The sequence below is a fragment of the Streptomyces anandii JCM 4720 genome (genome assembly GCF_014650655.1).
In the GTDB taxonomy this organism is placed as follows: Bacteria; Actinomycetota; Actinomycetes; order Streptomycetales; family Streptomycetaceae; genus Streptomyces; species Streptomyces anandii.
This window is the reverse complement of record NZ_BMVJ01000019.1, coordinates 103,084-116,322: the sequence shown is the minus strand read 5'-3', so window position 1 is coordinate 116,322 and position 13,239 is coordinate 103,084. Positions and strand designations below refer to the sequence as shown.

Below are 13,239 nucleotides of genomic sequence, written 5' to 3'. Positions count from 1 at the left end.
AGCGACCACTTGGTGAGCGCGATGCCCGTCCACGCGAACGGCTCGGGCGGGAACGGCAGCGGCTTCTTGCGCACCATCTCCAGCTCGGTGCGCTCGGTCCGCTCCCCCGCCAGCAGGTCGAGCATCACCTCGCCGCCGAAGCGGGTCGCGCCCACGCCCAGGCCCGTGTATCCGGCCGCGTAGGCCACCCTGCCCTGGTGGGCGGTGCCGAAGAACGCCGAGAAGCGCGAGCAGGTGTCGATCGCCCCGCCCCAGGCGTGGGTGAAGCGGACGCCCTCCAGCTGCGGGAAGCAGGTGAAGAAATGCCCGGCGAGCTTGGCGTAGGTCTCCGGGCGGTCGTCGTACTCGGCGCGCACCCGGCCGCCGTAGGGATAGACGGCGTCGTAGCCGCCCCACAGGATCCGGTTGTCGGCGGACAGGCGGAAGTAGTGGAACTGGTTGGCGCTGTCGCCGAGGCCCTGGCGGTTCTTCCACCCGATCGACGCCATCTGCTCGTCGCTCAGCGGCTCGGTCATCAGGGCGTAGTCGTACACCGGGACGGTGTAGGAGCGGACGCGTCTGACCAGGCTGGGGAAAATGTTGGTGCCGAGCGCGACCCGGCGGGCGCGCACCTGCCCGTAGGGGGTCCGTACGGCCATTCCGGCGCCGTACGGCTTGAGGGTGAGCGCGGGGGTGTGCTCGTACACGCGGACGCCGAGCCGCAGGCAGGCCCGCTTCAGACCCCAGGCCAGCTTGGCGGGGTGCAGCATGGCGACGCCCCTGCGGTCGAGGAGGCCGGCCTCGAAGGTGGGTGAGGCGACCTGCTCGCGCACCGCGTCCCGGTCGAGGAACTCCATGCCCTCGGCCAGGCCCTTGGCCCGCAACTGCCCGTACCAGTCCTTCAGTTCCCGGGCCTGGTACGGCTCGGTGGCGACGTCGATCTCGCCGGTGCGCTCGAAGTCGCAGTCGATGGAGTACCGGGCGACCGTTTCCTCGATGGCGTCGAGGTTGCGGTCGCCCAGCTCCTGGAGCTTGTGGATCTCGTCCGGCCAGCGGGTGAGGCCGTTGGCCGGGCCGTGGGTGAGGGAGGCGGCGCAGAATCCGCCGTTGCGGCCGGAGGCGGCCCAGCCCACCTCGCGGCCCTCCACCAGCACCACGTCCCTGCCCGGGTCGCGCTCCTTGGCGATCAGCGCGGTCCACAGCCCGCTGTAGCCGCCGCCGACGACCAGCAGGTCGCAGTCGTCGGCGCCGGTGAGCGCGGGCTCGGGGCGGGGCCGGCCGGGGTCGTCCAGCCAGTACGGCACCGGCTGCGCCTCGGAAAGGGATTTCGTCCAGTCGTTGCTGCGGCTCATGGCGCTCGGGGCCATGATTTCAACTCCCCACAGGGTTGTCCCGGGCCAGGCCCTGTCGTCGAGTTCCCGTCGTCCGCCCGGAGGGCGGGCGGGAATTCGACGACGGGGCCTAGGCCTTCTGCCGGGTGCGGCGATTGGTGATGAGCATGGAGGCGAGCACCAACAGCACGGCGACGAGGAACATGGCCGTGCCGATGACGTTGATCTGCACGGGTGTGCCACGCTGCGCCGAACCCCACACGAACATGGGGAAGGTGACGGTCGAGCCCGCGTTGAAGTTGGTGATGATGAAGTCGTCGAAGGAGAGCGCGAACGACAGCAGCGCGCCGGCGGCGATGCCGGGTGCCGCGATCGGCAGGGTGACCCGCAGGAAGGTCTGCACGGGCGAGGCGTACAGGTCCCGCGCGGCCTCCTCCAGCCGCGGGTCCATCGACATCACGCGCGCCTTCACCGCGACGACCACGAAGCTGAGGCAGAACATGATGTGCGCGATGAGGATGGTCCAGAAGCCCAGCTGCGCGCCCATGTTGAGGAACAGGGTGAGCAGCGAGGCCGCCATGACCACCTCGGGCATGGCCATCGGCAGGAAGATCAGCGAGTTCACCGCGGCCCGGGCCCGGAAGCGGTACCGGACCAGCGCGAAGGCGATCATGGTGCCGAGGAGGGTGGCGCCGACCGTCGCCCACAGGGCGATCTGGAGGCTGATGCCCAGCGAGCCGCACATGCCCGCGACACCGCAGGGGTCCCCCCAGGCGTCGGTGGAGAACTGCTGCCACTCGTAGTTGAAGCGCCCCTTCGGCTTGTTGAAGGAGAACACCGTGACGATGACGTTCGGCAGCAGCAGATAGCCGAGCGTCAGCAGTCCCGCGATGACGACGAGATGGCGCTTGAGCCAGTTGACGAAGGGCATTTAGACCAGATCCTCCGTCCCGGACTTGCGGATGTAGATCGTGACCATGAGGAGAATCGCGGCCATGAGGATGAAGGACAGCGCGGCCGCCGTCGGGTAGTCCAGGATCCGCAGGAACTGCGTCTGGATGACGTTGCCGATCATGCGGGTGTCGGTGGAGCCGAGGAGTTCGGCGTTGACGTAGTCGCCGGCCGCCGGGATGAAGGTGAGCAGCGTGCCGGAGACCACGCCCGGCATCGACAGCGGGAAGGTCACCTTGCGGAAGGTGGTCCAGGGTCTGGCGTACAGGTCGCCCGCCGCCTCGTGCAGCCGGCCGTCGATGCGCTCCAGCGAGGTGTAGAGCGGCAGGATCATGAACGGCAGGAAGTTGTACGTCAGACCGCACACCACCGCGAGCGGAGTGGCCAGCACCCGGTCGCCGGCCGTCCAGCCGAGCCAGTTGGTGACGTCCAGGACGTGCAGCGTGTTCAGCGCGCCGACGACCGGCCCGCCGTCGGCGAGGATCGTCTTCCAGGCCAGGGTGCGGATCAGGAAGCTGGTGAAGAACGGCGCGATCACCAGGATCATGATCAGGTTGCGCCAGCGGCCCGCGCGGAAGGCGATCAGATAGGCCAGCGGGTAGCCGAGCAGCAGGCACAGGACCGTGGCGGAGGCCGCGTACATGACCGAGCGCAGGAACTGAGGCCAGTACTCGGACAGCGCGTCCCAGTAGGTCGCGAAGTGCCAGGTGACCTTGTAGCCCTGCTCCAGGGAGCCCTGCTGCACGGAGGTGGAGGCCTGGTAGATCATCGGCAGCGCGAAGAAGATCACGAGCCAGAGCAGGCCGGGCAGCAGCAGCCAGTACGGAGTGAGGCGGCCCCGCCTGCGCGGGGGCTTCTTGTCGGGGGTGGTGGGCGCCAGCGGTGGGGGCGCCTCGGTGACTGCGGCCATCAGGCGGCCTCCTCCTCGACGCTCTCCACGCCGGCGTCGATGTCCTGGGCCGCGTCGAGCCCGAAGGTGTGCGCCGGGTTCCAGTGCAGGACCACCTCGGCGCCGGGCACCAGGCGGGCGTCGCGGTCGATGTTCTGGGCGTAGACCTCGAACTCGGGGCAGACGGGGCTGTCGATCACGTACTGGGTGGAGACGCCGATGAAGCTGGAGTCGGCGATCCGGCCCGTGATGCGGTTGCGGCCCTCGGGGATCTCGCCGGCGTCGGCGGCGGCGGTCAGGGAGATCTTCTCCGGGCGGATGCCGACCAGCACCTTGCCGCCGGTCGCCGCCGGGGCCGAGCAGCGCGCCGAGGGCAGGGACAGCTTGCCGCCGCCCGCCTTCAGGACGATGTCGTCACCGCTCCTTGAGTCGACCTCGGCCTCGATCAGGTTGGAGGTGCCGAGGAAGTTGGCGACGAAGGTGGTCTGCGGGTTCTCGTAGAGGTCGGTGGGCGAGCCGAGCTGCTCGACCCGGCCGGCGTTCATCACGGCGACCGTGTCGGCCATGGTCATGGCCTCCTCCTGGTCGTGCGTGACGTGGATGAAGGTGATGCCGACCTCGGTCTGGATGCGCTTGAGCTCCAGCTGCATCTGGCGGCGCAGCTTCAGGTCGAGCGCACCGAGCGGCTCGTCCAGCAGCAGCACCTTGGGGTGGTTGATCAGCGCGCGGGCGACCGCGACGCGCTGCTGCTGGCCGCCGGAGAGCTGGTGCGGCTTCTTGCGTGCCTGCTCGCCCAGCTGGACCAGCTCCAGCATCTCCTCGACCTGCTTCTTGACGCTCTTGATGCCGCGCCGGCGCAGGCCGAAGGCGACGTTCTCGAAGATGTCCAGGTGCGGGAAGAGGGCGTAGGACTGGAAGACCGTGTTGACCGGGCGTTTGTACGGCGGCAGGCGCGTCACGTCCTGGTCGCCGAGGTGGACGGTGCCCAGGGTGGGCTCCTCCAGGCCCGCGATCATGCGCAGGGTGGTGGTCTTGCCGCAGCCGGAGGCGCCGAGCAGGGCGAAGAAGGAGCCCTGCGGCACGGTCAGGTCCAGCGGGTGCACGGCGGTGAAGCTGCCGTAGGTCTTGCTGATTCCGGAGAGGCGGACGTCGCCGCTGTTGTCCGTGGTGGTCATTCTCGTCACGCCCCTGTGAGCTTCGCGAACTTCTCTTCGTAGGCCGCCTCTTCCTTGTCGCTCAGGGCGCGGAAGGAGTGGGCCTTGGCCACCATGTCCTTGGTGGGGATGATCAGCGGGTTCTCCGCGGAGGCCTTGTCGATCTTGGCCAGTTCCTCCTTCGCCCCGTCGACGGGGCTCATGTAGGCGACGTAGGCGGAGAGCTGGGCTGCCTGCCGCGGCTCGTAGTAGAAGTCGATCAGCCGTTCGGCGTTGGCCTTGTGGCGGGCCTTGTTCGGGATCAGCATGTTGTCGGTCGAGGTGAGCCAGCCGGCGTCCGGGATGACGTAGTCGACGTCGGGGCTGTCCGACTGGAGCTGGACGATGTCCCCGCCCCAGGCGACACAGGCGGCGATGTCGCCCTTGGTCAGGTCCGAGGTGTAGTCGTTGCCGGTGAAGCGGCGGATCTGGCCCTTGTCGACGGCCTTCTGCAGACGGGCGATCGCCGCGTCGTAGTCGTCGTCGCTGACCTTCGCCGGGTCCTTGCCCATGTCGAGCAGGGTCATGCCCATGGTGTCGCGCATCTCGGACAGGAAGGAGACCCGGCCCTTGAGCTTGGGGTTGTCCAGCAGGTCGGAGACCGACTTCACCTCGATGCCGTCCAGCGCCTTCTTGTTGTAGGCGATGACGGTGGAGACGCCCTGCCAGGGGTAGGAGTAGGCGCGGCCCGGGTCCCAGTCGGGGCTGCGGTACTGCTCGGCCAGGTTGGCGAAGGCCTGCGGCAGGTTCGCCGGGTCGAGCTTCTGCACCCAGCCCAGGCGGATCAGCCGCGCGGCGAGCCAGTCGGTGAGGACTATCAGGTCCCGGCCGGTGTCCTGGCCGGCGGCGAGCTGCGGCTTGATCTTGCCGAAGAACTCGTTGTTGTCGTTGATGTCCTCGGTGTACTTGACCTGGATGCCGGTCCGCCTGGTGAACGTCTCCAGCGTCGGGTGGTGCTTGCCGCTGTCGTCGACGTCGATGTACTCGGGCCAGTTGGAGAAGTTCACCACCTTCTCCTTGGCCGAGTGGTCCTCGGCGGAGGTGCCGCCCTGGGTCTTGCCGGCCGCGGGGATCCCGCAGGCGCTCAGCGCCCCGAGTCCGCCGACGGTGAGCGCGCCGCCCGCGGAGGCGCGCAGCAGCGAACGACGGGTGAGGGAGGCCCGCCCGTTGCGGAAGCTGCGTCGTATGGCGGCCACTTGGGCCGGAGCCAGGCGGTCGGGCTCGTACTGCTCCATGCGCGTGGTGCCCTTTCGGGAGGATTGGCCCGGTCACAGGCCGGTGGTGGCTATCGGTCCCCGAAGATCGTGCGGTGCCAGTCCTTGCGGGCCACCGCCGTGTTGTCGAACATGACGTGCTTGATCTGCGTGTACTCCTCGAACGAGTAGGCGGACATGTCCTTGCCGAAGCCGGACTGCCCGTATCCGCCGTGCGGCATCTCGCTGATGATCGGAATGTGGTCGTTGATCCACACGCATCCCGCCTTGATCTCCCGGGTCGCCCGGTTCGCCCGGTAGACGTCCCGGCTCCACGCCGAGGCGGCCAGACCGTACGGAGTGTCGTTGGCCAGCCGGATGCCCTCATCATCACCGTCGAACGGCAGCACGACCAATACCGGGCCGAAGATCTCCGACTGGACGATCTCGCTGTCCTGCGGGGCGTCCGCGACCAGGGTGGGCCGGTAGTAGGCGCCGTCCTTCAGCTCGCCCTGCGGGACCTCGCCGCCGGTGACCACGCGCGCGTAGGCGCGGGCCCGGTCGACGAAACCGGCCACCCGGTCGCGCTGGGTGTGCGAGATCAGCGGTCCGAGGTCGGTGCCGGGGGCGAACGGGTCACCGAGGCGGACGGTGTCCATCAGGGCGGCCGTCCGCTCGACGAACGCCTCGTAGAGCGGGCGCTGCACATACGCGCGTGTGGCGGCCGTGCAGTCCTGACCGGTGTTGATCAGCGCGCCCGCGACCGCGCCGTTGACGGCGGCATCGAGGTCGGCGTCGTCGAAGACCACGAAGGGCGCCTTGCCGCCGAGCTCCAGGTGCAGGCGCTTGACAGTGGCGGTGGCGATCTCGGCGACGCGCCTGCCCACGGGTGTGGATCCGGTGAAGGAGGTCATCGCCACGTCCGGGTGGCCGACCAGATGCTCGCCGGCCTCCCGGCCGGTGCCGGTGACGATGTTGATCACGCCGTCCGGGATGCCCGCGTCGGTGGCGGCCTGCGCGAACATCAGCGAGGTCAGCGGGGTCAGCTCGGCGGGCTTGAGCACGATGGTGTTGCCCGCCGCGATCGCCGGGAGGATCTTCCAGGCGGCCATCTGGAGCGGGTAGTTCCAGGGCGCGATGGAGCCTACGACGCCGATGGGCTCGCGGCGTACGTAGGAGGTGTGGTCGCCGGAGTACTCGCCGGCCGACTGGCCCTGCAGGTGACGGGCGGCGCCCGCGAAGAACGCCGTGTTGTCGATCGTGCCGGGCACGTCGAACTCGCGGGTCAGCTTCAGCGGCTTGCCGCACTGCAGGGACTCGGCGCGGGCCAGGTCCTCGGCGCGGTCGGCCAGGACGGCCGCGAAGCGGTGCAGGGCGTCCGAGCGCTCGCCCGGCGTGGCGCCCGCCCAGCCGGGGAACGCCTCGCGGGCTGCGGCCACTGCGGCGTCGACGTCGTCCGTGCCGGCCAGGTCGTAGACGAGGACCTCCCTGCCGGTGGCCGGGTCGACGACCGCGTGCGTGCGGCCCGAGGTGCCCTTGGCGGGGCGGCCCGCGATGAACTGCGCGCCGTCCGCGAAACACTCCTGGGCCGGAAACCGGTCCGGGGTGGCGGTGCCCGGGTTGTGCATGTCGCTCTCCTCCACCGCCGCCCGCTCTCCACGGGGGCGGCTGGCGTAGCTCCAGCTCGATTTGAGTGCCGATCCTGACAGAGCTATGCCACTCCAACAAGTGATTCCGTTGTTGCCTTTTGGTTACGCGACGGAATCTGTCGACCAGGTGTCGAGTCGGCACGGAAAAGGGGGGACGGAGTGTCAGTGGTGCGTGCCACACTCGCGTGCATGGGGAGGATCGATTCCTGGAAAGCCCTGATCAGGGAGGTCCAGGCGGGGACGAGAGTGAAGTACCTGCACTTCTGGGGGCACCGGCCGCGACCCGACGGGCGGGTGGGTCCGAGCTGTCTGAGCCAGTGGTGGCCCTCGCCGTTCACCGTGGACGGGGTGACGTACGCGAGCGCGGAGCACTGGATGATGGCCGGCAAGGCCCGGCTGTTCCAGGACGCGGAGGCGGAGCGGCGGGTGCTGGCCGCGGGGCATCCGTCCGAGGCCAAGAAGGCGGGGCGGCTGGTGCGCGGCTTCGACGAGGGGACCTGGGCACGAGAGCGGTTCGCCCTCGTGACCGAGGGCAGCGTCCACAAGTTCGCCGCCCACCCCGGCCTGCGGGAGTTCCTCCTGAACACGGGCGACCGCGTCCTGGTCGAGGCAAGCCCGGTCGACCGGATCTGGGGCATCGGCCTCCCGGCAGACGCCGAAGCGGCCTCCGACCCGCACCGCTGGCTCGGCCCCAACCTCCTGGGCTTCGCCTTGATGGAGACCCGGGCCCGATTGCGTGCCTGGGGCGGCTGCACGGCCGGCTCCTGAAGCCCGGTCGTCGACGGGGTCGCCCCGGTGAGGCGGCCGCGCCTCGGCCGGTCGGCGCGGCCTCCGCCATCACGGCGGGTCGTCGGCGCATCGCGCGGCCGCGCGACGGCGCGCGAGGAGGCGCCCCGGCGGGCCGGCCCGGTGGCCGTCAGGCGGTTGGGCCGGCCGGACCCCAGGGCGTGGGCCCGGTGGGCGTGGGCCGGCCGCGCCGGGTGGGGGCGCGGCGGGCCGTGGGGTCAGAAGGTGCCGCCGGCGCTGCTCATGAAGCTGGCGAAGACCAGGAGACCCAGCAGGGGCAGGACCACCGTGGCGACGATGCCGCAGACCAGGCCGGCGGTCGCGGCGCCCTTGTTGGTGGCCTCGCCCCGGTTGGCCTTGCCGCGTCCGATCGCGCCGAAGATGATCCCGAGGATGCCGAGGATGACCCCGAAGAACCAGAAGATGAAGGTCAGGCTGCAGACGACGCCGATGATGCCGAGCACCAGACCCGTGGTGCCCATGCCGTTGCTCGGCTGCGCGGCCATGCCGTAGCCGGGGGCCTGCGGATACACCGGGGGCGCGACCGGGTAACCGGGCTGGCCCTGTGGATAGCCGTAACCCGGGCCGGACTGCTGCGGGTAGCCGTAGCCCGGCGCGGGCTGCTGCGGCGGCTGGGACGGCGGCCCGAATCCACCGGGGTTGGGCTGCGTGTCGGACATGGTCTGGTCTCCCCTCCGTTGACAGTCAGGCATCGTAATGGGCCTGTTCGCCGTGGGGGACACCGTCCGCCGAGACTGTTGCGCGGCGGCCGCGCGGGACCCGCTCAGCGGTCGGCGAGCACCGTGACGGAGGGCCCGAGCGAACCGTAGTACGGGTCGCTGTCCTCCTCGTGCTGGATGGCGGTCGTGATCCCTATCGCGAGCAGCACGACCACGGCGATGCCGAGGAAGATGCCGATGATCCCCATCACCAGCCCCGCCTGGGCCTGCCCGTGATTGGTGGCCTCACCGCGCTCGGCCCGGCGCCGTCCCTTGACGCCGAACACCACCGCGAGGACGCCGAGCACCAGCGACACCACTCCGTACAGGCAGAACAGACAGCAGGACAGGATGCCGAGCACCATGGCGGCGGTGCCCATGCCGTTCTGCGGCGCCATGGGCATGCCCGGCCAGCCGCCGTAGCCCGCCGGGCCCGGGTACGTGGGGTACGCGGGGTAGCCGTAGCCGCTCGGGGCGGCCGGTCCGGTGGGCGCCACCGGCGGCGGGGGCACCGCGGACCCGGCGCCGGGAGCGGGGTGGCCCCCGGTGTCGTAGCCGGGCGCGGCGAAGGGCGCGGCCGGCATCGACGCCATCGTCGCCTGGTCGTGCACCGAGGGCGGCGTGTACGGCGGCTGTGCGGCCGCCTGCCCGGGCACCTGGTCCTGCGGCGGGTACGGCGCCGCCGCGGGCGGCGGGGTCTTGTCCAGCGAGGGCCTGCTTCCGGGCGGCGCCCACGGGTTGTCGCCGGCTCCGGCGTCCCCGCCCGCCCGCGTTCCGTCCGTCATGTCCTCGCGTCCCCCTCGGTCGATCGTCCCGCCATGCTACGGCCCTCGCACGCGGCCCCCGCGACCGGTCCCGACGCCCGGCCACGGTCCCCGGGATCCCCCCGGGATCACCCCGGGACCACGGCGGGACCGCCCCGGAACCGCTCCGGCCCCGGCGCCGCGCACCCCGTACGCCTACGATGGCCTGGCTCATCGATCAGCCGATCACCCGCACCGCGCCACGCCCCCTCGCCGGGGCCCGCGGTGCCGTTCCCGGGGAGGGACACCTTGACCGACCAGCGCGCACCCCGCGACCCCCATGCCTTCATCGCCGGACTGCCCAAGGCGGAGCTGCACGTGCACCACGTCGGCTCCGCGTCCCCCCGGATCGTCTCCGAACTGGCCGCCCGCCACCCCGACTCCAAGGTGCCCACCGACCCCGAGGCCCTGGCCGACTACTTCACCTTCACGGACTTCGCGCACTTCATCGAGGTGTACCTGTCCGTCGTCGACCTGATCCGCACCCCCGAGGACGTACGGCTGCTGACCTACGAGGTCGCCCGCGACCTGGCCCGCCAGCAGGTGCGGTACGCCGAGCTGACCATCACGCCGTTCTCCTCCACCCGGCGCGGCATCGACGAGCGCGCCTTCATGGACGCCATCGAGGACGCCCGCAAGGCGGCCGAGGCCGAGTTCGGGACCGTGCTGCGCTGGTGCTTCGACATCCCCGGCGAGGCCGGGCTGGAGTCGGCCGAGGAGACCGCCCGGCTCGCCACCGACGACCGGCTGCGCCCGGAGGGCCTGGTGTCGTTCGGGCTCGGCGGACCCGAGATCGGCGTGCCCCGGCCGCAGTTCAAGCCGTACTTCGACCGGGCGATCGCCGCCGGGCTGCACTCGGTGCCGCACGCCGGTGAGACCACCGGACCGGAGACGGTGTGGGACGCCCTGACCGAGCTGCGCGCCGAGCGCATCGGGCACGGAACCAGCTCCGCCCAGGACCCGAAGCTGCTGGCCCACCTCGCCGAGCACCGGATCCCGCTGGAGGTCTGCCCGACCTCCAACATCGCCACCCGCGCCGTGCGCGACCTCGACGAGCACCCGATCAGGGAGTTCGCCCGCGCCGGGGTGCTCGTCACGATCAACTCCGACGACCCGCCGATGTTCGGCACCGACCTCAACAACGAGTACGCGGTGGCCGCCCGCCTCCTCGGCCTCGACGAGCGCGGCATCGCCGAGCTCGCCAGGAACGCGGTGCGCGCCTCCTTCCTCGACGAGGCCGGCAAGGCGCGGCTCACGCGGGAGATCGACGCCTACACCGAGACCTGGCTCGCCCCCTGACCCGGGCCCGGGGGTCCGGGCCTCGCCCAACGGTGTCCGGGCCCTGACACCGGCTCGCGGGACACAATGGGGCCCATGCAGACCGTGACGGCCGTGGCGCACCGCGGCGACCCCTACCGCTTCCGCGAGAACACGATCGCCTCACTGCGCTCCGCGCTCGACCAGGGCGCGGACGCGGTGGAGATCGACGTACGCCTGACCCGCGACGGCGTGCCCGTGCTGCTGCACGACGAGACGCTGAAGCGGCTGTGGGGGTACGACCGCCCGCTGCGCTCGCTGTCCGCGCGGGAGCTGGCGGAGCTCACCCGCGGCGGGGTGCCGACGCTGGCCGAGGCGCTGGCCGCGACGGACGGCAGCCGGGTGATGGTGGACCTCCCCGGCGGCCCGAGCCCGGCGGCCGTGCGGCGGATCGTGGGCGTGGTCGGCGACTGCGGGGCCGGGGAGCGCGTGTACTACTGCGCGGGCGCGGAGGCGATGCTCGCGGTCCGCGCGGCCGACCCGTCCGCCGAGATCGCCCTGACCTGGACGTCGCTCGCTCCCCCGCGGGCGGGGCTGCTGGACGCCGTACGGCCCCGGTGGCTGAACTACCGCTTCGGCCTGGTGGACAGGGCGCTGGCGGCCCGCGTCCACCGCGGCGGCCACCTGCTGTCCGTGTGGACGCCGGACACCCGCCGCTCCCTGCGCCGTCTGCTGGACGTGGGCGTCGACTCGGTCACCACCAACCGTGTCGACCTGCTGTGCGCCCTGCGCGGTCACTGAGCGCGCCGAGCAGCCGACGGGCCACCACGTGCGAGGCGACCGTCGCCGCGGCCGCGGCCCCGATGCCCACGGCCACGTCCCGCGGGCGCGCCGGGCGCAGCACACCGGCCCGCCGCAGCCGCCCGCGCGCCCAGAGCGTGAAGGGGACGACCACGACCGGCGAGGTGGCCGATCCGGGGGTGTAGCCCCGTACCGCCGCGGCCTGGGCGAGGTGGACCAGGCCGTGCAGGCCGAAGCCGTTCAGCGCGGCCTGGTAGGCGGCCGAGCGGCCGCCGGTCGCCTGCCCGGCGACGGACGCCGCGGCGACGATCCCGGCCATCACGGCGACGGCCACGCCGAATTCGCGCGCGTCGAGCGACTCGGCCCGCCGCCACACCGCCTCCGGCACGTCCGGGAACCGTTCCCGCAGCCGGGGGACGTTGCGCCGCAGCCATCCCGGCACGGCGGCCAGTTCCTCGGCGTCGTGCAGGGCCCAGGCCGCCAGCAACCCGAGGGTGACCTCCGGGCCCACCGGTCCGCCGCCGTGGGGGGCCGGGCTTTCGCGTGTGTCCGTCACGGCCCTGAGTCTGCTACAGGCCCACGATCTTGTTCCAGCGGCGGGCGAACTCGACGCGTTCGGTGGACGTGATGTCGCGGGCGATGGCGAGGCGGCGGCGCATCGCGGAGTCCGGGAAGATCAGCGGGTTCTCGGCGAGGGCCGCGGTGTCCTCGTCCTTGGCGTCGGCGAGGACCGCCTGGGCCGCGGGGACGGGGCAGACGTAGTTGACCCAGGTGGCGAGTTCGGCGGCCACCTCCGGGTCGTAGTAGTAGTCGATCAGCCGCTCGGCGTTGGCCTTGTGGCGGGCCCGGTCCGGGATCATCAGGGAGTCCGCCCACAGCTCGGCGCCCTCCTCGGGCACGACGAAGCGGATGCCGGGGTTGTCGGCCTGGAGCTGGATGACGTCGCCCGAGTAGGCCTGGCAGGCCAGTACGTCGCCGCTGACCAGGTCCTTGGTGTAGTCGTTGCCGGTGAAGCGGCGGATCTGGCCGCGCCGCACCTGCTTCTCCACCTGGTCGCACACCCGGTGGAAGTCGTCCGCCTTCCAGGCGCGGATGTCGACGCCGTTGCCCTGCATGAGCAGCGCGAACGCCTCGTCCAGGCCGGACAGCAGGGTGACGCGGCCCTTGAGGTCGCTCGCCCAGAGGTCCGGGACGCCACGGATCTCGCGGCCGAGCCTGCGGTGGTCGTAGGCGATGCCGGTGATGCCGGACTGCCAGGGCACCGTGAACTTCCGGCCGGGGTCGAAGGCGGGCGAGCGCAGCAGCGGGTCCAGGTGGCGGGCCACCTGGGGCTGTCGGGCGCGGTCCATCTCCTGCACCCAGCCCAGGCGGACGAAGCGGGCGCACATCCAGTCGCTCATGACGATCAGGTCGCGGCCGGGCCGCTGGTGGTTCATCAGGGCGGGGCTGATCTTGCCGAAGAACTCGTCGTTGTCGTTGATCTCCTCGACGTAGTCGACGGAGATGCCCGTGCGTCCGCCGAAGGCCTCGAGGGTGGGGCGGCGGTTGGGGTCGTCGTCGTCCGTGTCGATGTAGAGGGGCCAGTTCGCCCAGGTGAGCCGTTTGTCGGTGGCGGAGGCGTCGGGGACGGACCGGTCGCCGGGGTGTACGTAGGCGGCGGGGACCCCGCAGCCGGCCAGGGCACCGAG

General features: G+C 71.5%; 13 protein-coding genes. 3 read left to right on the top strand and 10 right to left on the bottom strand.

Annotated elements, in window-relative coordinates; genetic code table 11:
* From IE249_RS28030 to IE249_RS28005, 6 genes are all read right to left on the bottom strand, one after another.
* The coding region (locus IE249_RS28030) for an NAD(P)/FAD-dependent oxidoreductase (protein ID WP_229859402.1) at window positions 1-1,346 on the bottom strand (1,346 nt) is incomplete at its 3' end.
* A 94-nt stretch (window positions 1,347-1,440) separates the two neighbouring features.
* Window positions 1,441-2,241, bottom strand: coding sequence for an ABC transporter permease (locus IE249_RS28025; protein ID WP_189709120.1), 801 nt, complete (start codon window positions 2,239-2,241; stop codon window positions 1,441-1,443).
* Window positions 2,242-3,171 carry an ABC transporter permease gene (locus tag IE249_RS28020; RefSeq protein ID WP_189709118.1) on the bottom strand — a complete coding sequence of 310 codons (930 nt, stop codon included), beginning with the start codon at window positions 3,169-3,171 and terminating at the stop codon, window positions 2,242-2,244.
* A complete protein-coding gene (locus tag IE249_RS28015; RefSeq protein WP_189709116.1) occupies window positions 3,171-4,325 on the bottom strand; it encodes an ABC transporter ATP-binding protein in 1,155 nt (384 codons plus the stop codon). Before IE249_RS28015 ends, IE249_RS28020 begins: the two co-directional genes overlap by 1 nt.
* 5 nt (window positions 4,326-4,330) lie before the next feature.
* Window positions 4,331-5,578, bottom strand: a complete 1,248-nt coding sequence (locus tag IE249_RS28010) for a polyamine ABC transporter substrate-binding protein (protein WP_189709114.1) — start codon at window positions 5,576-5,578, stop codon at window positions 4,331-4,333.
* 50 nt (window positions 5,579-5,628) lie between these two features.
* On the bottom strand, window positions 5,629-7,164 hold the full coding sequence (locus tag IE249_RS28005) for a gamma-aminobutyraldehyde dehydrogenase (protein ID WP_189709170.1): 1,536 nt from the start codon (window positions 7,162-7,164) through the stop codon (window positions 5,629-5,631).
* 210 nt (window positions 7,165-7,374) lie between these two features.
* Between IE249_RS28005 and ybiA the strand changes: the two genes are divergently transcribed.
* Window positions 7,375-7,953: a riboflavin biosynthesis intermediates N-glycosidase gene (gene ybiA, locus IE249_RS28000; protein WP_189709112.1), complete on the top strand. Its 579-nt coding sequence runs from the start codon at window positions 7,375-7,377 to the stop codon at window positions 7,951-7,953.
* Window positions 7,954-8,189: 236 nt separating this feature from the next.
* Here the strand turns inward: ybiA and IE249_RS27995 are convergent, their stop codons facing one another.
* Both IE249_RS27995 and IE249_RS27990 read right to left on the bottom strand, forming a co-directional pair.
* Window positions 8,190-8,651, bottom strand: a complete 462-nt coding sequence (locus IE249_RS27995; protein WP_189709110.1) for a DUF4190 domain-containing protein — start codon at window positions 8,649-8,651, stop codon at window positions 8,190-8,192.
* 104 nt (window positions 8,652-8,755) lie between these two features.
* Complete coding sequence (locus tag IE249_RS27990; protein WP_189709107.1) at window positions 8,756-9,475, bottom strand: DUF4190 domain-containing protein; 720 nt, start codon at window positions 9,473-9,475, stop codon at window positions 8,756-8,758.
* 267 nt (window positions 9,476-9,742) lie between these two features.
* Here IE249_RS27990 and IE249_RS27985 point away from each other — a divergent pair, with 267 nt between their 5' ends.
* Together IE249_RS27985 and IE249_RS27980 are read left to right on the top strand one after the other, a co-directional pair.
* Entirely contained in the window at window positions 9,743-10,792 is a 1,050-nt protein-coding gene (locus IE249_RS27985) for an adenosine deaminase (protein WP_189709105.1), read from the top strand.
* A gap of 75 nt (window positions 10,793-10,867) precedes the next feature.
* Window positions 10,868-11,551: a glycerophosphodiester phosphodiesterase gene (locus tag IE249_RS27980; protein ID WP_189709103.1), complete on the top strand. Its 684-nt coding sequence runs from the start codon at window positions 10,868-10,870 to the stop codon at window positions 11,549-11,551.
* Here IE249_RS27980 and IE249_RS27975 read toward each other — a convergent pair.
* Window positions 11,505-12,107 carry an HXXEE domain-containing protein gene (locus tag IE249_RS27975; RefSeq protein WP_229859401.1) on the bottom strand — a complete coding sequence of 201 codons (603 nt, stop codon included), beginning with the start codon at window positions 12,105-12,107 and terminating at the stop codon, window positions 11,505-11,507. The genes IE249_RS27980 and IE249_RS27975 overlap by 47 nt on opposite strands.
* A 13-nt stretch (window positions 12,108-12,120) precedes the next feature.
* Window positions 12,121-13,239 (bottom strand): polyamine ABC transporter substrate-binding protein (locus IE249_RS27970; protein WP_229859398.1); only part of this gene is annotated, 1,119 nt, incomplete at its 5' end.